The following is a 21346-nucleotide window of genomic DNA, read 5'->3' as shown; positions in this document are numbered from 1 at the left end:
TCCTATTTTTCTTTATTTGAATGGGAAACGATGAACGCTCCCGTTCCTTCAAGAGTAAAAGCTTTAACGGACGCAGGCAGTATGAAATGATCGCCCTTTTCGACGCCGTGTCGCTCCCCTTCGATCCAAACATTCACATCACCCTCCAGAACACTGAATAACAGATACGAAGGGTTACGGATCTCGTGAGTCATCCCGTGTATATCCCAATGTTCAACAGAGAAATATTCTTCACTGATCAGGTGCTCACGTTTCATCCCTTTAATTATTGCAGTCGTCCGCTCTATTCCAGGGTCTTCATGAGGGATGGAGGCGACTTCGACAGAATCATCAAGATGAAGCTCCCGTTTCTCTCCGTCCTGCCCGAGCCGATCATAATCATACACCCGGTACGTGATATCCGAGTTTTGCTGGGTTTCCAGAATTCTCACCCCCGCCCCGATAGCATGGATCGTGCCGCTTGGGACGTAGAAGAAATCCCCAGCCTCCACTTTCAGAGGCCGGAGCAGTTCATCCCACTCCCCGTTGTCCACTCTTTCGCGGAACTCTTCTTCCGATGTTGCATAATGACCGAGAATGATCTCGGCATCTTCCTCGGCGTCTAAAATGTACCAGCATTCGGTCTTTCCGTACGGTTTGCTTTCTTTTTCCTTCGCATATGTATCGTCCGGATGGACTTGCACAGACAGCTTATCGTTCGCATCCAGAATCTTCGTGAGAAGCGGAAACTCCTCCCCTGCCTCTTCTGAAAACAGTTCCCTGTGGTCCGTCCACGTTTCTCGGAGAGTAGAACCGGCAAGCGGACCATTCATAATTTCATTCGTACCGCTCTCGTGCCCGGAAATAGCCCAGCATTCCCCGGTTCTTGGAGAAGGAAGAGGATATCCGTACATATCTCTCAAGTTCGTACCACCCCAGATTCTTTCCTTGAACAGAGGAGCGAGCATCATCGGTTCCTTATACATTCGGGTCCCACCTTTTCCTTTTCTTTTATTATAACAAAAAAGACCGGCATTCGCCGGTCAATTTCCCCCATTCTGCAAACTTGAATCGAGCATCTCCAAATAATGGATATGTATTTTGTTCATCAGGGCATTGATTTCTACAGTAGGGTCTTCTATGTATTCTTTTTTAGCGATCTCCGACCCTTCACTGAAAAAATCTTCATAATGCCCCTGCACCCCGAGTCTGTTAATGAGTACATCGATCGAAACAGTGCAAGCATCAATAAATTCCTTTAGATTCATTCGCTTTCAACTCCTGAATGTAATAGTGGGTGCGGTATAAACGGCACTAAGGAGCCTAAGTCAAATGAATTACCACTTACACCGTACTCTTCCTATTATATAGGTATTTTTTCCTTTTACAATCAAAACTTCCATAATTATTCTTATTTTTCTCAAAAAAAGAAAGCGATTACTTCATAATATTTAGAATACTCTCCTTGTAGCACCTCGCCACTTCCTGTACAATGTCCATTATATAAACAATAATGTACTTTAGAAGTGGACAAGGAGTGATCATATGAAAGATACAATTCAAGTAGGACTTCTGGGTCTCGGCACCGTGGGCACAGGTGTCATCGAGATTCTGCACAATAATAAGGAAAGCATCAAACATAAAACCGGATGCGAAGTGAAGGTGAAGAAAGCTCTTGTCCATGACCTCCATAAAGACAGAAATCTTCCCGGTGACTCAGTAGAACTGACGGATAAGTATGAAGATATCACCGACGACCCGGAGATCGATGTCATCGTAGAAGTGATGGGGGGCGTAGAGCACACGCTGAACGTATTGCTCGGAGCGATTGAAAATAAAAAGCATATCGTCTCCGCCAACAAGGACCTCGTCGCCGAACATGGAGAAGCACTCTTCGACGCCGCTGTACGCAACCAGACGGATCTTTACTATGAAGCGAGTGTCGCCGGCGGAATTCCGATCATCCGGTCGATCGTTGATGGTCTCTCTTCCGATAACATCCGTAAAATGATGGGGATCGTCAACGGAACGACGAACTACATTCTTACGAAAATGAGCCAGGACGGCTCGGATTTTGATGAAGTGTTGAAAGAAGCCCAGGAGCTCGGATTCGCCGAAGCCGATCCTACGGCGGACGTAGACGGACTCGACGCCGCAAGGAAAATGACGATTTTATCCATCCTCGGTTTCTCCATGCCTACGAGACTCGAGGACGTGAAGCTGAAAGGGATTCGTGGAATGTCCACAGCTGACATCGATTACGCTGATAAACTCGGATATGCGATCAAACTCATCGGTATCGCTGAACACGATGAAGAAGGGATCTCTCTAAGCGTCGAACCTTCCCTTCTTCCAAAATCACATCCGCTCTCCAATGTAAACGATGAATACAACGCTGTGTACGTGTACGGAGATGCTGTGGGGGAAACGATGTTCTACGGACCGGGAGCCGGCAAAGGACCGACAGCTACAGCGATCGTCTCCGACCTGATAGCCGTCGTGAAGAACATTCAGCTCGGAACCACCGGGAACAATTACGTGCACCCTCAACATGACCGGAAGCTGAAATCGAAAGCGGACACATATACGAAGAAATATATCCGCCTTCATGTACTCGACCAGCCCGGTATCCTTATGGAGCTGACCCGCGTATTCGCCGAAAAGGATATTTCCTTTGACCAGATCATCCAGCAGCCAGCGGATTCCCATGAAGAACGCGAACTGATGATGGTCACCCATTCCGTAAATGAAGAAGCGTTTGAATCAGCGATGGAAGCTCTTGAACAGCTACCTTCCGTCCGCTCCGTCGACAGCGTCTTCCGTGTAGAAGGAGGAGACAATTAATGTGGCATGGTCTGATCCACCATTACAAAGAATGGCTGCCGGTAACAGAAAATACGCCGGCCCTCACCCTGAATGAAGGGAATACACCGTTCATTCATCTGAAGAACTTATCCGAAGAACTTGATATCGACGCCTATGTAAAAGTCGAAGGTGCCAACCCGACCGGTTCCTTCAAGGACCGCGGTATGGTGATGGCGATGGCCAAGGCGATCGAAGACGGCTCCGAAGCTGTCATCTGCGCTTCCACCGGGAATACCTCCGCCTCTGCTTCCGCCTTTGCGGCGAGAGCTAACATGCGTTGCATCGTCGTTATACCTGACGGAAAGATCGCTGAAGGGAAACTTGCCCAGGCGGTCATGTACGGAGCGGAGGTCTTCGCTATCAAAGGGAACTTCGACCAGGCGCTTGAAATCGTCAAAGAAGTGGCCAAAGAAGACGGAATCACACTCGTCAACTCTTTGAATCCGAACCGCATCGAAGGCCAGAAGACGGCCGCTTTTGAAGTATGTGACTCCCTCGGTAAAGCTCCGGACTATCTTTGTATCCCTGTCGGTAACGCCGGGAACATCACCGCTTACTGGCGAGGATTTAAACAATACAATGAAAAGTATGCCACCGGTCTTCCGAAAATGTACGGTTTCGAAGCTAGTGGAGCAGCCGCCATCGTTGAAGACCGTGTCTTCGAAAACCCTGAAACCGTAGCCACGGCTATCCGTATCGGCAATCCTGCCAGCTGGGGGCCCGCGAAAGACGTCGTCCAGGAATCTTCGGGGGAAATTGATAAAGTGACCGATGAAGAGATTCTCGAAGCCTATCACTTACTCGCCCAAAAAGAAGGCATCTTCGCTGAACCCGCTTCCTGTGCTTCCCTTGCAGGCACCCTTAAAAAATTGAAAGAAGGAAAAATCGAGAAAGGCTCCACTGTCGTCCATGTCCTTACAGGTAACGGGCTGAAGGATCCGAATACCGCGATAGATACAAGCGAACTGAAACCGAAAGTGATTGAAAATGACCTTCACGCATTCAGAAAAGCTTTGAAAGGGGATCATCATGAGTAATTTCACAATCACTGTGCCAGCTACTTCCGCAAATCTCGGTCCCGGTTTTGACTCTGTCGGTATCGCTCTGACGAAATATGCGACGTTCCGCTGCGCACCCAGTGATGAGTGGCGCTTCATCGTTCCGGAAGCGGATCGCCCGTTCATCCCGGAGGGGAAAGATAACCTGATCTACCAGGCAGCCATTTTCACAGCGAAGGAATTCGGGTATGATAACCTTCCAACTTATGAAGTGACCACCTCGAATGACGTTCCGGTATCGCGGGGGCTTGGGAGCTCCTCCACTGCCGTCGTTGCGGGCATCGAGCTTGCCAATCAGCTTCTCGGTCTTGAGTTGACTGAACAGGATAAAGTGATCGTAGCCTGTAAAATCGAAGGGCATCCGGATAACGTAGCGCCTGCCATATGCGGCGGTATCGTCATCGCCCATTACGACCACGACACACCGAAATATGTGAAGTTGACGAACGGAGTGGAATCGCTGCAGTGGCTCACGGTCGTTCCGGACTTCCATTTGAAAACGGAAGAAGCCCGTGATCTGCTGCCGAGACAGTTCTCTTATAAAGAGGCTGTCTATGCAAGCAGTACCGGTAACGTTCTCGTCGCAGCTCTTGCCCTGCACGATTGGAAATTGGCGGGGGAGATGATGGAGAAGGACCGTTTTCACCAGGTTTATCGTAGCCCGCTCCTGCCTGATTTCGCCCCTGTATCGAAAGCATTGAAAACAGCGGGCAGCGTCGGTACCTACGTCAGTGGCGCCGGCCCGACGATGATCGGTCTATTTGAGGAACTGGAAGAGAAAGAGATTGAAGAATTGAGGTCTGTTTTCCCTCATTTATATTTTGAATCTCTTCGTACGGACACAAAAGGCGTACAGGTAGAGAGATGTGCTCAAAAAGAAGTTTCCGAAGCGTAATTCGGGAGCTTCTTTTTTATTATAGGATTATCTTTCGTCGACAAGAGGAGCGAAATTTTTCAGTTTCCGTTTTGCATGCCTCCCCCAATTTTTCACGGCATCCTGAGTGACGCCTTCCCTTGCTGCAATTTGAGCCACTGCTTTGTCCTCATAAGCGAACTGGACCACCCATTTCCATTCATTAGGTGTCAGCCGCTCCCTTATTTGTCTCCATAACCATTCATTGTGCATCTCAGGAGGAGGTACGCTGCCTTCTTCTATTGAAATCATTTGCCGTTGATGTTCCTGTTTCTCTTTGTAACGTTGATCGTTTCTGATCCGATCGATCAGTGCATTTCTGATTTTCCAGTTGACGTATGTAGAAAAATCACTCTTCGTTTCATTATGGGACTCGCATGCTTTCCATAAAGCGATGAGTCCTTCCTGATAATATTCACCGTCCACATCACGGATACCGAGTTGATGGATGAAATAATGAATTCTCTTTTCGTTCTGTCTAACTGTCTCATCGAAAGTTCCGGGTTCCATAAAAAACACATCCTTTTATCTTCTTACTTTATAATCGTGTTAAGAATGGATTTTGGTGTCATTTTTTTACGGAAAATTAAATTTCTCCCCCGGAATATTCAGAAATCTATTCTCTTTTGCAGGGAAAAGAGGGATAATATAACAAGAAAGGAGAGAACTCATGGACATAAATTCATTCCCCGAATATTATGGGCTGGTTGCAGAAGTGCTTAATCGTCTCAACATCCCGTCTCCGCATGAGGATGAACTGCAGGAGGCCTATTTCATCTATCATAAGTGTGTAGAAAACTATGACCCGTCACTTTCGAAATTTTCCACTTACTACTACCAGGAGCTGAAATACCATTTCCGCTCGGTGCTCCGAAAAGCGAAGCACCGGGAACAATTGCTGAAAAAAATCATGGTCCTTTACCCTTCCTCCCATATCGATCATTACTTCCTTCAACCTCCCCTTGACGAGAGAGAAGCACAGATTTATCACTTTTCGATGGAAGGCTATTCCACCTCTGATATCGCCTCGCTTCTATCCATTTCCAAGTCCACCGTGCTAAGGGAACGGAAAAAACTCCAGCGCAAATTCTCCACTTATGTTTCAACCCCCTCCGATTAAGGGAAACTCATACTATTACTTTCGAAGGAGAAGCGCTATGGAACCCAACCGGCATTTGACACCTATCACAAATCTCTGGTTCGATGGTACATCTACAGAATTTACACATGCCTTCGTAGAACGGTTCGCTTATGAATGGGTGGTAGAAATCATCAATCCTTGTCCGATCCCCCTTATAGAAAACAGGGAGTACGTTCTTACACTATCGTTTGAACAGGAGGATGGTCTTACTTTTTCATCGATAAATATCGAGTCTTATGATATCATGCAGGGTGATGAGTTTACGGTTTACCGTTTTTATATGTATCCGCTATAGAAGGGACAGATTATCGTGTTTTACTTGGGGTTCGCTTTGTTTTTCCTGCTCTATTTCATTGTAGGAGCTTTCACTGAGCTTCTTGAGCTCACAACAGTAGGTGGCATCATCGCTGTCGCCTTCATCTTTCTGAACATTTATATGTATTTCAAGTCGAAAAAGACGGATGCTGATTGACAGCATCCGTCTTTCGTTCTTTTATGAGGGAAAAGACTTCTCTCTAATGATTACTCAGCCTTTTTATTCACCCACACTTCTCCATTTTCATATTTCAACTGTTCAGGGTAACGAAGGTCCGTCACTTCATCGATGGTCTGCTGCGTCGGAGGCTTCGTCATAAGTGAAACGACGATATTAGCCAGGAAGCCTGCAGCTGCTCCGAAGATTCCTGCGCCGGTATCAATGATACCGAGAACGGTAACTCCGCCGAATTTGGCAAGGAAAATGTAAGACAGAGTTACTGTAAGACCCACAAGCAGTCCTGCGACCACTCCGGGACCGTTCGCTCTTCTCCACCACACACCGAGAACCAGCGCCGGGAAGAATGTACCAGAGGCGAGTGCGAACGCCCAGGCTACAATCTGTGTTATAGCTCCCGGAGGATTGAGTGCAATCAGTCCTGCAACGACAGTAGCTATGACGATGGACCAACGTCCGACAGCGAGCCGTTTTCTGTCTGTCGCATGAGGATTGATGGAACGGTAATAAATATCATGAGACAAAGCTGCTGAGATCGTGATCATCAGACCGCCCGCCGTAGACAAAGCTGCTGCCATTGCGCCGGCTGCCATCAATCCGATAACGAAGATGCCGAGGTTCGCGATTTCAGGAGTCGCCATAACAACGATATCTCCACTGATGACCAGCTCTGACCACTGCAAGGTGCCATCCCCGTTCGAATCCGCTACAGACAACTCCCCTGTGTCCACCCAGGACTGTGTCCAGGCGGGCAGATTATTTATTTGCGATCCGGCTACCTGGGTCATCAGAATGAACCGGGAAAACGCAGCGTAAGCGGGAGCAGAGAGGTAAAGGATCCCGATAAACACGAGCGCCCAGGCACCACTCCATCTGGCCGCCTTCATTGTCGCTACTGTAAAGAAACGTGTGATGACGTGAGGAAGTCCTGCGGTACCTGCCATCAATGTAAACATAAGTGCGATGAACTGCCATTTCGATCCTTCCGTGAACGGCACAAGGTATTCACTGATCCCCAGTTCCTGATCGAGCGCTGAGAATTCAGAGACGACTTCCCCGTAAGATAGCCACGGGAGCGGACTGCTCGTCAACTGCATCGCCATGAATATGACGGGGATGACGTAGGCGGTAATCAATACGACATATTGAGCCACCTGAGTCCAAGTAATCCCTTTCATTCCACCAAGGGCAGAATAGAAAGCGATGAGCACTACTCCGATAAGTGTACCGATTGCTGTGTTCACTTCAAGCAAACGACCGATAACGACACCAGAGCCTGACAGCTGACCGACAGAATACGTGAAACTTATAATTATGGTAGCTACTGCGGCAATGAGGCGTGCGGTATCATTTTTATACCTGTCTCCGATAAATTCCGGGACCGTATATCTCCCGTATTTACGTAATTGAGGAGCCAAAAGGAAAGTAAGGAGCAGATACCCCCCTGTCCAGCCCATGATATACGCAAGACCATCATATCCGAGAAGCATGACAGTCCCCGCCATACCTATGAATGAAGCTGCACTCATCCAGTCGGCTCCGATGGCCATCCCGTTGAATACCGGTGGGACACCGCGGTCCGCTACGTAGAAATCCGAGGTTTTTTTGGCTGTGTTGAATATGGCTATGCCTATGTATAAACCAAATGTAGCTACGATTAAAGTTAATGAAACAAGAAACTGAGTATCCATATCTTCCCCCTGTTATTTATTGACCACGTTCTCTTCCTTATCTTCTTTATCAAGGTCCAGCAGGCCAAATTTTTTGTCTACGAAATCGCTTACAATTGCATTTACAAAAAGAAGAAAAATAAATGTAAGTACTGCTCCCTGAGCTCCCATGTAATAATGAAGAGGCATATTCAGAAATGTAATCGACGACAACGGTTCTGCAAAAAGCACTACACCATAAGAAACACAGAACCCTATCGCTAAATAAATGATGATCAGTGTCGTCCGTGTTCGAAAATAAGCATCCGCGGTTTTCTTATCGATCTTTTGCAAATAATCCACCTCCTGTATTAATCCCTTAAGTCAAAAATGAAAGATACCGTCTCCCAGAATGGCAAAGGCACCATTGCGACTTTAATAATGACAAACCCGAACAGTGCCAGAAATGGAAGAGTAAGTAAAAACGGTTTCGATTTCCGGAGTCCGAAAAACACACTGACAATCGTCAATAAAACGAATCCTACTACCAGCTCCATAGGTCACCCCCAAATGTAATCGCTTCCAATTTTGGATACTGAATTTTCTAAAAACATTAAATTTTCTATCTTTCATTTAACTAGATGTTCACAAAGATGTCAATAAAATAAATGTAAATTCACAAAAAAAGTGACTCCCGACTGAATCGGAAGTCACTCTTGACCATACTTACTCGTTTACATCCACAATACGTCCTTCTACTTCCGGAGAAACAGTGTCTCCCTGGCTTTGAAGGTATTGCGTGAATACATCATAATCCATAAAACCTGGCTCACTTACCCGGTTGTCATTATAGACCTCTTCGAACATGGTGTAATCATCTCCACCCTGGATCGTGAACAGGTTACTGGCTACATAGTACATTTCGTCATCCTGAAGTGGAGCATAGGATCCATCATCCTGAAGCACCTCAGCACTCACTATACGTTCACCGACCGGTTGGCTGCTGTCATATTCGAAATTCATACCGGCTACGTGGAGGAACTGTCCACCCGGCTCAGGTGCAGTGGATACACTGTGTTCGAGTGCTGCTTTGAACTCACTACCCTGGATGTTCATGATACCGAGGGCGTTACCGAACGGCATTACCGTCAGGATTTCACCGAGTGTAATCGGGCCTTCATCGATGGAAGCACGGATCCCTCCACCGTTGGAAACGGCGATTTGTGTCTCCGGATTGATCTGTTGAGCTTTCCAGAGCATACCGTCCGTGATCAGGTTACCGAGATTCGTTTCTCCGGTACGAACGTCTGCACGCTCACCGTTCAGTTCAACCTCCGTACTTACACCGATTTCCTCCTGCTGGATCGCTTCGATTTGCTCTGTGTAAGGCTCCAGCTGGGTCGCGAAATCTTCATCCGCCGGGAGATTTTCAAGGGCTACAAGCTCCCCTTCATAATCAGTGATGACACCGTTCTGGTCGAATTCGACTTCGAGTGTACCAAGATTATTGTTATACTCGCCGGTTTGCACGATGACTGTAGGCTCGTCCCCTTCGACTACGCGAGGTTCGGTGATTTCAGAGTGCGTGTGTCCGCCGACGATGATGTCAAGGCCGTCCACTTCCTCAGCGAGTGTCAGGTCGTTGTCATATCTCTCCGCGTCATCGAAACCGATGTGAGTAAGAGCAATCACTTTGTCGACACCGCGACTTTCGAATTCACTTACCATCGCTTCCGCTTCTTCAAGGTAATCGGAGAACGTAATGTCCTCAGGACTGGAGATATCGGCCGTCTCTTCCGTCGTCAGTCCGAATACTCCGACTTCCTCTCCTTTCACTTTCATCGTTAGACCACTGTAGATCTCTCCATCTTTGGCATCTGCTGTGACGATGTCCGTCTTATCGATATCATCGAAAAGTTCGTCCTGAGAGAAGTCCACATTTGATGCAACAAAAGGAAACTCTGCATTATTAACGAATTCCTGAAGCGCCTGATGACCATTATCTCCGGAACCTAAATCGAATTCATGGTTACCAAAAGTCATTGCATCATACCCGAGCTGGTTCATGAAATCAAGGTCCGCCTGCCCGAGGAATTCCTGGAAGTAAAGTGTACCTGAGAACACATCACCAGCACTGAGAAGAAGAGAGGCAGGGTTTTGACTACGGAAATTATCGACAGCCGTTTTCGTCTGGGCAATATTATCGATATTTCCATGAGTGTCATTCGTATGCATCAGCTCAAGCTCGAAGTCATCGTCGGATACTTCTGCAGCTCTGTGGAGGAATACAGCATAGTCACCACGCTTAGCATCGTCCCACACGCCGAATTCCGTTTCGGATATACCATTCGTTATTCCGTAATCGACAAGTGCCTGAACAGCTTCGAAATAACGGTTACTTACATCTTCAAAGTCCACAGCGTTTGTCACCGGTTCGAGATTGAATCCTTCAGCGATCCAGATGGCGAGTTCTCCACGACTGATCTGATCATGAGAACCGAAAGTAGTTTCCGTCTTACCTTCAGTAATCCCAGCCTCTTTCAGAGCAGCCACCGCTCCCTGAGCACGGTCCGGGACGTCCGTGAATCCATGATCCGCATCGTCATCGATGTCAAGATTCAATACATTAGCCAGCTGCACCGCAGCATCCACACGTTTGATCGGCTTATATGTACCGAAGGTCGTTTCTGTGTACCCCTGTGTCGCACCCTGTTCAACCAGGAAATCGACCGCTTCTGTATACCTGTCGCCCACATCTTCGAACTGATGTGAATCCGCTGATACAGCGGGAGCCGAAACTGCTACTGCTGCTGTGGCTGCAAGAGCCGTCGTCGACCAAACCTTTTTGTTTTTACTCACTACAATCTCCCCTTTACAAAAGTATGAAAGCCTTACCATTTTTCATTTTACATGAAAGATTCTGAAAAATAAACGAATACTATAAGATATTTATGAAATTTTACCTACCCTTAACAAAGAAGGGCAGGTAAAATTTCCTTTATCTTTTCGGACCTTTTCCGGGATGCTCATCATGAACGGGATGATTGTCCCACTTGTCCTCCTTTTTCTTCTTTCCTTTGCCAGGGTGTTCATCATGGACAGGATGATCATTCCACTTGTCATGACCTTTCCCTTTCCCTGGATGCTGATTTTCGTTTTCCTCTTCCGCTTCAAAATTAAAGAGAGCCAGTACAGGATCATGGTCACTTGCCCTTCCATCTTCCGTTCCGAAATTAGAGTTCACGTTGATCGTTTCGATTTGTGAATTCTCATAAAGTGCATCGGTTGCCAGAATATGATCCAGCACCTGTGCGTTCCCCTGATAGTTGTACGTATAGCGATCTTCAGCGTCCACGTCTTTGATCAGGTTGTTCAGTACGTCCCCTTCAAGCTCCTCGAGAGGATTGGAGAAGACGAAATCATTCAAATCTCCCATTACAACAACATTTGCGTTTTCCATTTCCGTCTCCACTTTTTCTGTGAACTCTCTGATCGAAGCAGCCTGCTGCATCCGCTGCTCTTCACTTCCGAGTTCATAAGGATGTTCGGAGCCGAATGGTGCACCGTCTCCACCTTTGGAGTTGAAATGGTTCGTTACGACAATCACTTTCTCCCCATTGAATTCGAATTCTGCCGCAAGCGGTTTACGGGATTCGTCCCACGCTTCGTTCTGAGGCGCAATACGTGCCGGGTTATGAGATAGGCCGTCTTCCGTCACTTCAACTGCTGTCGTTGCCTCTCCGGTCGGCTTATCGGTCATCGATACCCGTTCCGGATTATAGATGACTCCGACACGGATGTTTCCGCCCGGAATCCCCCCGTCCTGACCGTCTTCAGGAGCAACTTCCGCATATTCATAGGTCGGACCACCTGCTTCTTCAATAGCGGCAATCAATGTTTCATAACTTTCACTGCCATCGACTGTGCCGTCATCTTCGTTACCACTGTTATCCTGCACCTCGACAAGGCCAACGATATCTGGAGCATTCATATTCTCCACCATCTGTTCAGCGATTCGCGCTGTTTTTTCAGGACTGGTTTCCGGAGAGAAATTCTCCATGTTGTACGTAGCTACGGACAACTCCGTCTCAGAACCTTCAAGTGTACCGAATTCCTCTTCGGCTCCACCATCGTTCACCTCCGGAAGATCACCGGTCGGACGGATTTTGTAGTTGCTGTAATCATAGTTTACGACACCAGTGATCGGCTCATCGAAGTAATCTCCGACCTTAGCACTGATATTCTCCCCGTCGACATCGATGAACATACGTTCCGGGTTCAAATCATTCTCCGTAAGGCGTAGACCGCCGACATCGGTGAACGCCTGGTCTTCACTCGCTTCGACAAATACAGGGAGCTCTTCATATTTCACCGGTCCTGTCACTGTCGCATTCGGCAGTTCCACGAGCATACCTTCGAGACTTTCGTAGAAATCAAGGCCGTCGGTTTCCGGATCGAAGGAGGTCATGCCGTCATCCTCCACATTCTCTGTCGGTTGCACCCGGTCTTCCCCGATGACTGTCGTTTCCGGAAGATCCACACCCGAAGCCACGGTAGTCACTTCGCTCGCGGTGATCTGGGTTGTCAGAAGGTCATTCGCATCATCATACCCTTCTTCTCTCCACTCGGTTACTTCTCCGTCCACCGTCAATTCATCCCCGACTTCCACATTATGGCCGGAGCGGTAGACATAAATTCCTTCAGAAGTTTTAATGTCATCATCAGGATTTACGGACTGCATGTAAAAGCCGCTCGACCCGTCCAGTTTCGTAACGACACCGGACACATCTTTCACCGCTTCTCCCTCGTACGGCGAAGTATGCCCTGCACCCTGAAGATCATGGATATCCACATTATCAACGGCAGGGAGCACGCTATACGTATACGTCGCTTCTTCACTGACGGTGCCGTCTTCTTTCACTACTACCGCCCTCACTGTCGTATCCTCACTTATCGTGATAGGCTCCGTGTAAAGCTCACTGTCTTTCGTCGCCTCTGAACCATCTGTAGTGTAATAGATCTCCGCATTTTCCTGTGCGGTGTACAGTTCCACGTCCGTATTCTGGACGATGTCGCCTGATTCATGAGAAGCATTTACAGCAAACACCTCTGCAACGACATCCCGCTCATTTCTCGGAACTAGTCTGTACTCGTCATAGCTGTAATTCACCACCCCGGTCAGCTGTTCGTATGTATCCCCTACATTGAGCAGCCCATCTTGTTTCGGCGTGGAATAAAGTGTGCCTTCTTCGTCCTGCAACGTATAGTCACCGAAATCGTTCACGCTTTCCACGGTGACATTCTCCGCCTGAACAAGTTCTCCTTCAACGTCTTCGTTCATTCCGGAACTCGTCACCGTTTCGGCCTCAGGCATTCCTGGGGTCCCTGTCTCTTCAAGAGAGGAGGTCGTCGTTTCGATTTGGGCCATTCCGAAATAATCGGCTAGTGTCCCTTGTGCTTCGACACTTGTGCCGAGTTCCACATCAAGCGAAGGACCACGAAGAATCACACCTGCCGTGTCGTCCTGGATATAAAGATTCGTCTGTCCGCCCGTCTCAAATGAAGCAGTCACCGTTCCTTCAACCCGGACAATGTCTCCTTCCGCTCCATTTCTAGCCTCTTGAATACTAACCGTTTCAACTGCTTCCTCTTCCTCTACTTCATAGCTGCCCAGATGTTCAAATGTATCTCTGCTATAAGCATTCCATTCCTCAGAAGCTGTAAACGTATCGTCTATGGTCGTATCTCCTGTGGTGACTCCTTCATCACGGACGAGGGTTACGTCCTGACCGAATTGCACATCTGCTCCAGTCTGTCCGATGGAGTCGACGACGCTATCTCCTTTTCGAAGAACGACAGGATCGTTTCCATTGAAGTTCGTTACCGAACCGTTCTCGGTATCCGCTTTCGCTAATACTTCTTCATCCGCACTGGTATGCGCAATAACATGTACTTCCCCGCTTTCAAGCGTCCCTTCGAGAGTCAAATCCCGGGAAGCTGTCGCGCTTCCATTCGAGTAAAGTTCCACCGTATACCCCGAGAGGTCCACCGGTTCCCCGGTTCCGTTATAAATTTCGAGCGCTTTGTTGTAGCTGCTCCCTTCTACGTATTCAGAAAATAATAAATCCGATGTTTCTGCTGCACTTACACTGTCCACATTCGTGTGTGGTGCCAGCACCATAGCTGCTGTACCGATTCCGAGCGCTAACCTTTTGACATAATTCAAATGCGTAGCCTCCTTCTTAATAATGTAAACGCATTCTCATTATAAAAGGAATTCTTTAATCCTGTGTACATATTTTCGTAACATTTTGTAAATTAGTCCTAATGGTGCGTACAACTTCATTTACTGGTTAAATATAAAATTTATTCCAAGTATAAGGTCCTATTATCCCATCTATTTGAAGAGAACGAAGCTTTTGGAAATGACAAACGGCTCTTTCAGTTTTCGGACCGAATATTCCGTCCACCTTTACTTTCATTACGATTTGTGCCTGCTTTACACGCTTCCCGCGACTCCCCCTCCTTAGAAGAAAACCAGGGTAATCGAACGGACTTGCCCCATTTGCGAGTTCCTTCCAGGACATTCCATGAGTCCACTCCAAATGAGGGTAATCCTGGAAGGTTGTCCAATTTCCGCCCCACGTAAAGCCTAGGACTTTAGCAACAGATGCAACCCTGCGCCAGTCTTCGTTCACTATCCAGACCGCCTGTTGTCCGCTTTCATCGACGAGACAAAAATCCAGAGCGAACCCATAATTATGAATGCTTTGTCCGGGCTTAGCATTTGTCACTATTTTTCCGTGACTTCCGTACTTCTTCCCTCTCCATTCATATCCAGGCCTCCCCTGTCCATACAAAGATGCCTGGCGTCGATAAGAACGCTTCCCTTCGGTGATTTGTGCGAAAATCCCTTCTTCGTAAACAGTATCAATGACCGTTCTTCCCCAAATTGCGATGAGCGGGTGTACCCGCCCCATATTTTTTGTGCTACGTTTCAACAGTTCTTCTTTTGATATCGGCATAATCCAATCCCCCTTTGTACTTATAATCGAAATAAGATTCATTATGGTGTAATCAGATTAATGGATTTTTCTTGGAATGGGCCCTAAAATGAAATTATGAAACGTATTTAGTTGAGGTGAATATCATGAAAATTGAAATTTGGTCCGATTTTGTATGCCCATTCTGTTATATAGGAAAGCGTCGGTTAGAGGATGCGATCCAGGCTCTCCCTGCCGATGCCGAAGTGGAATTGCACTATAAAAGCTTTGAACTCGACCCTGATGCCAGGACGGAGACAGAGCCGCGTATGCATGAAAAATTAGCTAAGAAATATAATCGCACCCTGGAGCAGGCGAAAGAAATGACCGCTCATATGGAAGGGGAAGCGAAAGAAGCGGGGCTGGAGTTTCGCTTTGACCGGATGATCCCGGCAAATACATTCGACGCCCACCGCGTTTCCAAGTATGCAGAATATCAAGGAAAAAACCAGAAAGTTACCGAAAGATTTCTGAAAGCGGCACTTACAGAAGGTAAAAATATCGGAGACTCGGAGACAGTCTATCATCTTGCTGTAGAATCAGGACTCGCCCCGGAAGCAGTGGAACGTATATTAAGTGGAGAAGAGTACGGAGAAGAGGTGCGTGACGAAGAGAGAGAAGCTTATCAACTCGGAGTCCAGGGAGTACCTTTCTTTGTAATCAACCGCAAATACGCTATTTCCGGCGCTCAGCCGAAAGACACTTTCGAAGATGCTCTTCAGCAGGTTTGGGATGAAGAGAAAGACGATTACGCCTTCACAAGCCTGAATTCTGATAAAGGAAACACCTGTACGGAAGACGGCTGTGATTGATTGTCCTTGGCTATCCATCCACCGTTTACAAATCAACAACCGGTTTAAACAGAACCATACAGAAAAGGCGAGCGTCTCCCCCAAGACACTCGCCTGTTCTTCCCTCTTACTACAGTGTCCATATGCGCTTTCCCCTGGCACTGAGTCATTCTTTTTCCTCAACTATTTCTAAGTAAAAGCGGTAGCAATCCTTGCAAAGGATCGTACCATCGTGCACCCCATCCTGTACATAAAACATGTAATCTTCGAGTTCTTCTGTATTACAGTGATGACATGGCCTTGTAAGTGTATACCACTGTTCCTGCTCGATGAACAAGCACTCCCCCTCCTTTCACTATGTATATTACCCTGTTCCCTTTTCCCATAGCAAAACCCGATAATTACGAGGAACCTTCTCTCAGGATTCAAAAAAATAGAAAGCATGAGGGAGAAACTTCATTTATTATCGAAGAAAGATGATTGAAATTATAGAAACGAAGGTTTTCAAAAGAAAATGTATTTACGAAGAGTAAGGGAAAAGAAGATAGATTCTAATCTGGAAAGGATAATTAAAAACACGTCACTCTCTGGCGACATGGCCTCAGGAGTGGACGTGTTTTTTTCTTCAGTGATGCTGATCGATTTGTACGTTCAGGTTTTGAATCTGTGCAATCCGTTTCGTCCCGGGATTTTCCTTACCTCGATTGTTCCACCACAGGGGTAGCATACTCCTGTGTAGTTCCAAAACTGACGACGACATATACAATAAACGAAAAAACGACAGGAAGCACAACACTATGCACCCCAAGTGGCTGGGATAAGAACTGATCGATGACGATATAGGAGACGATTCCGGTCACCATGGACGCGATCGCTCCATATTTGTTCCCTTTCTGCCAATACAATCCGAGTACAACCGGCCAGATAAACGTAGCTTCGAGCCCGCCGAAGGCGAACAGATTCAGCCAGATGAGAAGGTCCGGCGGTTGCAGGGCCATCAGAAATACAAGAACACCGAGTACTCCGGTCACACCGAAACTCATCATTTTCACACGACGTTCATCGGCGTCCGGCTTCAGATAAGTGATGTAGATATCTTTCACAAATGCGGAACTTACCAGTAGCAAAAGCGAATCGACCGTCGACATGATCGCAGCCATCGGAGCAGCAAGCACCAGTCCCGCCACCCAGGCCGGCAATACTTCCAGCGCAATCAGCGGCATTACTCTGTCCCCAACTTCGATTCCAGGAAGGATCGGACGGGCGAATACACCGATCAGATGCATATTAAGCATGACGAAACCGACGACGACTGTGCCGATGATGATCGCCCGGTGCATCGATTTGGAACTTTTATAGGACATAGCCCTGAGCGTCACCTGAGGCAGACCTACGACAGCAACACCGACGAGGATCCAGAAGGAGGACACAAAAGCAGGGGTGAGCGTCAATTCCGCTCCGAACGGAGTAATGAGGTTCGGATTCTCCGCAGTCAGATCCTGCATGATCGTGTCGATACCACCTCCCGCGATGATGGTGGCGATCAGAAGGACGAGGGTACCGAGGAACATCACACTCCCCTGAACCGCATCCGTCAATGCTACCGCACGGAACCCTCCGATGACTACATAAACTAAAACGGAGACGGCGAATATGAAAAGTGCCGATGTATAAGGAATACCGGTCACCGTTTCAATAAGCCTGGCTCCTCCGACCCACTGTGCCGCCATAGCGGAAAACAGGAAAATGATGATGCTGATAGCCGCAATCAAAGCTACGGTATGACTTTCATACCTTGATCTCAAATAATCGGTCAGGGTCACAGCTTTGTATTCTCGGGCCTTGATCGCGAATTTCTTCCCGAGCACCATCAGCACGAAATAACCGGTCACCACTTGCGTCATCGCAAGCAACACCCAGCCGAGTCCTTCGGTATAGGCCACTCCCGGCCCGCCTATGAAACTGCTGGCACTTCCATATGTAGCCATCATCGTCATGGCAAGAATGAAACCGCCGAGTTGCCGTCCTCCTAAAAAATACTCCTCCATGAAATCCTTTTTAGAGAGACGGATCGACCGGTTCGCCCAGAAACCGATAAAGAAAATAAGTACGATAAATAACAATAGTGGAACTACTACCGCCCAATTCATTCGTTATCCTCATCCTTCACTTCAAGAGATACGTCGGTAAAGAAAACCTTCACTACAAAGATGACCAGTACAGACATGAGTATGAATCCTCCGACACAACTTATGAAAAACCAGGCCGGGAGTCCGAATATGTAATTGTACTCTTCCGGGGGTTTGCTTCCGAGCCCATAGGCAAAGCCGAACCACCACAAAAAGTTGATGAGCGCAAGTCCTACGCCGATCAGCGCTTCGCGGTTGGCCACTTTGAATCTTTCATCATACTTTTCCACTACTACCCCTCCCTATTTTTTTATAACAATCCCATTATGCATCATTTTTCTCTTAATGAGAAGTGAATCTAGGTTCACAGATATGCATATATAAAAAACCGCTCATTACGAGCGGCTTTCATATATGCGCCGGAACACTTCAAATTCCTCGTCGGAAAAGATAACAAACCGGACTAATTCCAACCTCTCAGATAAAGAGGAATAATTCTCAACTGTCTCCAAAGCTACCCTAATCCCCGCTTCAAGTGGATAGCCGAAGGCACCGGTCGAGATAAGAGGGAAAGCGACACTTTTCATATCGTTTTCTTCCGCCCGTTTCAATGATTCCCGGTAACAGCTGCCAAGAAGTTCTTCGGAAGGTTCGTCCACGCCGTAAACAGGCCCAAGCGTATGGATGACATATTTATTAGGCAACCCGAAGCCTTCCGTTACCACTGCTTCTCCAGGTTTCAGCGGAGCATATGGCCTTCCTGCCTCTTCAAGGTCCGACCCTGCTTTCCGGTGGATAGCTCCTGCTACCCCTCCCCCTGTACGTAGTTCTTTGTTGGCAGCATTTACGACCGCTTCGATTTCCGGCTGATTTGAAATATCTCCCTGAACAAATTCGATTCTCATGGAAAACTCCTCCCGTCAAAGTGAATTCACCTTTACAGAAATCTTCTCACATCGAGAATTACATAGCCAAATACAAGGCACCTTTCACTCCGGCTTCATCGGTCAACCCCGGGGGAACGATGTAGTCATCAATCGTTTCTTCAGTCAAAGATGGAGAACTCACGTAGCCGTTCAGCAGTTCAAGCACTTTTTTTCTGATAAGAGGAAACAACTGCTTCTGTTTCATCACGCCGCCCCCCATGACAATCCTCTCAGGAGAAACGATATAAATATAATTGACGAGTGCCTGCGCCAAATAATAGGCTTCGATTTCCCAGACTTCCTCAAGTTCCTGTAGCTCTGACGCAGCTTTCCCCCACCTTTTCTCGATGTGAGGACCAGCTGCCATCCCCTCCAGACAGTCTCCGTGATAAGGGCACCCTCCTTCGTAGTCATCCTTTTCATGACGACGAACGAGGATATGACCCATTTCGGGATGAGACAGACCTTTCAGCGTTTGTCCGCCCATGTAGGCACCTGCACCGATTCCCGTACCTACCGTAATATAAAGGCACGAATCGACATCCGAGGCATTTCCCCATTTCGCTTCGGACATAGCTGCGACATTCACATCCGTATCAAGGACGACAGGTACTCCCAACTTATCCTGGAGTTCTTTTCCTAATGGATAATCCACCCAATCCGTTTTCGGAGTTTTTTGCAGGCTTCCGTAGGTAGCACTTTCTTTGTTTATGTCAATCGGACCGAAACTCCCGACACCCAGTCTTTCTATACCTTTCCCTTCAAAGAAAGCGATCACTTTCGGCATTGTCACTTCTGGAGGGTCGGTTGGAATCACTTCCTTTTCCAGCAGTTCTCCCTGATCATTACCGACAGCCAACACAAATTTCGTCCCACCAGCTTCAATCGCTCCTAACTTCATACTTTTCCTCTCCTTTCTGTTTGCGGAGTTCCCACACCGTTACCGAAGCTTCCCCTTCTATCCGGCAATCAGTGGCGCTCGGGTCAAGAAACATACGCGAAGAAAATACCGTCTCTCCTCCATTTATGAAAATCTCAAGAGAGGATCGGTCGATGAACATCCGTATCTCTTCAAGAGGGGAATCGAGTTCAGCCGCTCTCCATTCCATCCCGGCCCCTTCAATGGAAGGCCTTCTTACTACAACTTTATCTTTCTCACATGCAATAAAAAAGTAATCATACACATTCATATTTAAAGCTTCAGATATATCACTGATTACAATTTCGACATTCCTCGAAAGGTCACCTTCCCATGAGCCACCCTTTTCTTCGATGATTTTTCGTCGGCGGAGTTCCAACAATTCTTCCGGCGGTTTCTGTACGATGATATCCCCTCGTTGTTCAAGCTCCCGTGGCAGGGTCAGCTGATGAATCCAGTGATAGTCGTGCGTAGGAAAATATTCCTCCCCACCATCAGGCATCCCCATCCAACCGATCAGGAGTCTCCGTCCTTTCTCATCCATCATCGTCTGAGGAGCGTAAAATTCAAATCCGCGGTCAAGCTCCCGGAAACGTTCCACCGGAAATCCTTCGTCAAAATCTCCAATGATATATCCGGATTGATACATGTTACGATAATCTATCTCATTTTCTTCGACGCCTTGCGGGGAAAAAAGCAGCACATCTTCCTCAAGCCGGAAAAAATCCGGACATTCCCACATATACCCCATACCTGATGCGACAATCCGTTTGAATATCCACGTTTCCAAATCCATGGACTCGTAAAGGACGATACACCCTTCATTCTCATTGGTCTGCGCACCGATTACCATGTACCATCTATTATCCATCTTCCAAACTTTCGGGTCACGGAAATGAGCTGTGAATCCTTCCGGAAGTTCAATCTGGACCCCACATTTCTCAAAGTGAACACCATCCTGAGATCTAACCTTACACTGATAAGTCTCCCGTTCTCCCTTGTCGTTTTTCACGTTCCCCGTATAAAAAAGTATAAGTTCTCCGTCCTTCTCTACAGCACTCCCTGAATAACATCCCGTTCGATCATACCACTGATCCGGAGCAAGCGCGGGACCTTCAAAATTCCAGTCTATCAGATTTTGTGACGTCAACTGTGCCCAGAATTTAGCACCGTGGCCGGTCCGAAAAGGCATCCACTGATAAAAAAGGTGATAACTACCTCGCCACTGGATAAATCCATTCGGATCGTTCAACAATCCTACCGGTGGAGCTATATGATACGAAGGATAGTATGGGTCTTTTTTTACAGTATCACCCAGTGACTCCACCTTTTGCATAGCTTTTCGCTTCAATGACAATTCGCTCATAATGGCCTCCTTGTAAGTCGGAATACTTTCTTATTATCATTTCAGAAAAAGAAGCCGGGGCGACCGGCTCCTTC

Annotated in this window: 22 protein-coding genes; 7 read left to right on the top strand and 15 right to left on the bottom strand. The window is 47.4% G+C overall.

Features of this window, described 5'->3' with window-relative positions:
• Positions 1-2: 2 nt before the first annotated feature.
• Both manA and BW944_RS05680 read right to left on the bottom strand, forming a co-directional pair.
• Positions 3-965, bottom strand: a complete 963-nt coding sequence (gene manA, locus BW944_RS05685; protein WP_076557616.1) for a mannose-6-phosphate isomerase, class I — start codon at positions 963-965, stop codon at positions 3-5.
• A gap of 57 nt (positions 966-1022) precedes the next feature.
• Positions 1023-1247, bottom strand: a complete 225-nt coding sequence (locus BW944_RS05680) for a hypothetical protein (RefSeq protein WP_076557614.1) — start codon at positions 1245-1247, stop codon at positions 1023-1025.
• 277 nt (positions 1248-1524) lie between these two features.
• On the opposite strand from BW944_RS05680, the gene BW944_RS05675 reads away from it, so the two are divergent.
• The 3 genes from BW944_RS05675 to thrB are packed head-to-tail and all read left to right on the top strand — an operon-like array spanning position 1525 to position 4797.
• The gene (locus BW944_RS05675) at positions 1525-2823 is read left to right on the top strand and encodes a homoserine dehydrogenase (protein WP_076557612.1); all 1299 of its coding nucleotides are present in this window, start codon (positions 1525-1527) and stop codon (positions 2821-2823) included.
• Entirely contained in the window at positions 2823-3881 is a 1059-nt protein-coding gene (gene thrC / locus BW944_RS05670; RefSeq protein WP_076557610.1) for a threonine synthase, read from the top strand. The genes BW944_RS05675 and thrC overlap by 1 nt, the downstream gene beginning before the upstream one ends.
• Complete coding sequence (gene thrB / locus BW944_RS05665) at positions 3874-4797, top strand: homoserine kinase (protein ID WP_076557608.1); 924 nt, start codon at positions 3874-3876, stop codon at positions 4795-4797. The genes thrC and thrB overlap by 8 nt, the downstream gene beginning before the upstream one ends.
• Positions 4798-4824: 27 nt before the next feature.
• On the opposite strand, the gene BW944_RS05660 is transcribed toward thrB, so the two are convergent.
• Positions 4825-5325, bottom strand: a complete 501-nt coding sequence (locus tag BW944_RS05660; RefSeq protein WP_076557606.1) for a sigma-70 family RNA polymerase sigma factor — start codon at positions 5323-5325, stop codon at positions 4825-4827.
• A gap of 160 nt (positions 5326-5485) precedes the next feature.
• Between BW944_RS05660 and BW944_RS05655 the strand changes: the two genes are divergently transcribed.
• Genes BW944_RS05655 through BW944_RS15130 form a run of 3 tightly spaced genes read left to right on the top strand, consistent with a single transcriptional unit; the run spans position 5486 to position 6428 of the window.
• Positions 5486-5935, top strand: coding sequence for a sigma-70 family RNA polymerase sigma factor (locus tag BW944_RS05655; RefSeq protein WP_076557604.1), 450 nt, complete (start codon positions 5486-5488; stop codon positions 5933-5935).
• Between the two features lie 37 nt (positions 5936-5972).
• The gene (locus tag BW944_RS05650; RefSeq protein WP_076557602.1) at positions 5973-6251 is read left to right on the top strand and encodes a hypothetical protein; all 279 of its coding nucleotides are present in this window, start codon (positions 5973-5975) and stop codon (positions 6249-6251) included.
• A gap of 15 nt (positions 6252-6266) precedes the next feature.
• Positions 6267-6428, top strand: a complete 162-nt coding sequence (locus BW944_RS15130) for a hypothetical protein (protein ID WP_200806498.1) — start codon at positions 6267-6269, stop codon at positions 6426-6428.
• 50 nt (positions 6429-6478) lie between these two features.
• On the opposite strand, the gene BW944_RS05645 is transcribed toward BW944_RS15130, so the two are convergent.
• The 6 genes from BW944_RS05645 to BW944_RS05620 form a co-directional block, all read right to left on the bottom strand.
• On the bottom strand, positions 6479-8140 hold the full coding sequence (locus BW944_RS05645) for a sodium:solute symporter family protein (protein WP_076557600.1): 1662 nt from the start codon (positions 8138-8140) through the stop codon (positions 6479-6481).
• Between the two features lie 12 nt (positions 8141-8152).
• The gene (locus tag BW944_RS05640) at positions 8153-8452 is read right to left on the bottom strand and encodes a DUF4212 domain-containing protein (protein WP_076557599.1); all 300 of its coding nucleotides are present in this window, start codon (positions 8450-8452) and stop codon (positions 8153-8155) included.
• 17 nt (positions 8453-8469) lie between these two features.
• A complete protein-coding gene (locus BW944_RS05635) occupies positions 8470-8655 on the bottom strand; it encodes a hypothetical protein (protein ID WP_076557597.1) in 186 nt (61 codons plus the stop codon).
• Between the two features lie 169 nt (positions 8656-8824).
• On the bottom strand, positions 8825-10957 hold the full coding sequence (locus tag BW944_RS05630) for a 5'-nucleotidase C-terminal domain-containing protein (protein WP_084193644.1): 2133 nt from the start codon (positions 10955-10957) through the stop codon (positions 8825-8827).
• Positions 10958-11096: 139 nt separating this feature from the next.
• Entirely contained in the window at positions 11097-14324 is a 3228-nt protein-coding gene (locus BW944_RS05625; protein ID WP_076557594.1) for a chitobiase/beta-hexosaminidase C-terminal domain-containing protein, read from the bottom strand.
• A 127-nt stretch (positions 14325-14451) separates the two neighbouring features.
• The gene (locus BW944_RS05620; protein WP_076557593.1) at positions 14452-15123 is read right to left on the bottom strand and encodes a M15 family metallopeptidase; all 672 of its coding nucleotides are present in this window, start codon (positions 15121-15123) and stop codon (positions 14452-14454) included.
• 125 nt (positions 15124-15248) lie between these two features.
• On the opposite strand from BW944_RS05620, the gene BW944_RS05615 reads away from it, so the two are divergent.
• The gene (locus BW944_RS05615) at positions 15249-15953 is read left to right on the top strand and encodes a DsbA family oxidoreductase (protein WP_076557591.1); all 705 of its coding nucleotides are present in this window, start codon (positions 15249-15251) and stop codon (positions 15951-15953) included.
• 145 nt (positions 15954-16098) lie between these two features.
• Here the strand turns inward: BW944_RS05615 and BW944_RS14985 are convergent, their stop codons facing one another.
• The 6 genes from BW944_RS14985 to BW944_RS05590 all read right to left on the bottom strand — a co-directional run bounded on the left by BW944_RS14985 (position 16099) and on the right by BW944_RS05590 (position 21272).
• Positions 16099-16269, bottom strand: coding sequence for a hypothetical protein (locus BW944_RS14985; protein WP_159438165.1), 171 nt, complete (start codon positions 16267-16269; stop codon positions 16099-16101).
• Positions 16270-16627: 358 nt separating this feature from the next.
• Positions 16628-18082, bottom strand: coding sequence for a sodium/pantothenate symporter (gene panF / locus BW944_RS05610; RefSeq protein ID WP_076557590.1), 1455 nt, complete (start codon positions 18080-18082; stop codon positions 16628-16630).
• The gene (locus tag BW944_RS05605) at positions 18079-18351 is read right to left on the bottom strand and encodes a YhdT family protein (RefSeq protein WP_076557588.1); all 273 of its coding nucleotides are present in this window, start codon (positions 18349-18351) and stop codon (positions 18079-18081) included. The genes panF and BW944_RS05605 overlap by 4 nt, the downstream gene beginning before the upstream one ends.
• 105 nt (positions 18352-18456) lie before the next feature.
• Entirely contained in the window at positions 18457-18966 is a 510-nt protein-coding gene (locus tag BW944_RS05600) for a macro domain-containing protein (RefSeq protein ID WP_076557587.1), read from the bottom strand.
• Between the two features lie 58 nt (positions 18967-19024).
• A complete protein-coding gene (locus tag BW944_RS05595) occupies positions 19025-19888 on the bottom strand; it encodes an ROK family protein (RefSeq protein ID WP_076557585.1) in 864 nt (287 codons plus the stop codon).
• Positions 19869-21272, bottom strand: a complete 1404-nt coding sequence (locus BW944_RS05590) for a sucrose-6-phosphate hydrolase (RefSeq protein WP_076557583.1) — start codon at positions 21270-21272, stop codon at positions 19869-19871. The genes BW944_RS05595 and BW944_RS05590 overlap by 20 nt, the downstream gene beginning before the upstream one ends.
• Positions 21273-21346 lie beyond the last annotated feature (74 nt).

The sequence above is a fragment of the Salimicrobium flavidum genome (assembly GCF_900156645.1).
Lineage (GTDB): Bacteria > Bacillota > Bacilli > Bacillales > Halobacillaceae > Salimicrobium > Salimicrobium flavidum.
This window is presented reverse-complemented; position numbering and strand designations above follow the sequence as displayed.

Excerpts from the sequence above, each read along its gene's own strand:
- manA (WP_076557616.1), bottom strand. The coding sequence starts at position 965 with ATGTATAAGGAACCGATGATGCTCGCTCCTCTGTTCAAGGAAAGAATC.
- BW944_RS05680 (WP_076557614.1), bottom strand. The coding sequence starts at position 1,247 with ATGAATCTAAAGGAATTTATTGATGCTTGCACTGTTTCGATCGATGTA.
- BW944_RS05675 (WP_076557612.1), top strand. The coding sequence starts at position 1,525 with ATGAAAGATACAATTCAAGTAGGACTTCTGGGTCTCGGCACCGTGGGC.
- thrC (WP_076557610.1), top strand. The coding sequence starts at position 2,823 with ATGTGGCATGGTCTGATCCACCATTACAAAGAATGGCTGCCGGTAACA.
- thrB (WP_076557608.1), top strand. The coding sequence starts at position 3,874 with ATGAGTAATTTCACAATCACTGTGCCAGCTACTTCCGCAAATCTCGGT.
- BW944_RS05660 (WP_076557606.1), bottom strand. The coding sequence starts at position 5,325 with ATGGAACCCGGAACTTTCGATGAGACAGTTAGACAGAACGAAAAGAGA.
- BW944_RS05655 (WP_076557604.1), top strand. The coding sequence starts at position 5,486 with ATGGACATAAATTCATTCCCCGAATATTATGGGCTGGTTGCAGAAGTG.
- BW944_RS05650 (WP_076557602.1), top strand. The coding sequence starts at position 5,973 with ATGGAACCCAACCGGCATTTGACACCTATCACAAATCTCTGGTTCGAT.
- BW944_RS05645 (WP_076557600.1), bottom strand. The coding sequence starts at position 8,140 with ATGGATACTCAGTTTCTTGTTTCATTAACTTTAATCGTAGCTACATTT.
- BW944_RS05635 (WP_076557597.1), bottom strand. The coding sequence starts at position 8,655 with ATGGAGCTGGTAGTAGGATTCGTTTTATTGACGATTGTCAGTGTGTTT.
- BW944_RS05620 (WP_076557593.1), bottom strand. The coding sequence starts at position 15,123 with ATGCCGATATCAAAAGAAGAACTGTTGAAACGTAGCACAAAAAATATG.
- BW944_RS05615 (WP_076557591.1), top strand. The coding sequence starts at position 15,249 with ATGAAAATTGAAATTTGGTCCGATTTTGTATGCCCATTCTGTTATATA.
- panF (WP_076557590.1), bottom strand. The coding sequence starts at position 18,082 with ATGAATTGGGCGGTAGTAGTTCCACTATTGTTATTTATCGTACTTATT.
- BW944_RS05600 (WP_076557587.1), bottom strand. The coding sequence starts at position 18,966 with ATGAGAATCGAATTTGTTCAGGGAGATATTTCAAATCAGCCGGAAATC.
- BW944_RS05595 (WP_076557585.1), bottom strand. The coding sequence starts at position 19,888 with ATGAAGTTAGGAGCGATTGAAGCTGGTGGGACGAAATTTGTGTTGGCT.
- BW944_RS05590 (WP_076557583.1), bottom strand. The coding sequence starts at position 21,272 with ATGAGCGAATTGTCATTGAAGCGAAAAGCTATGCAAAAGGTGGAGTCA.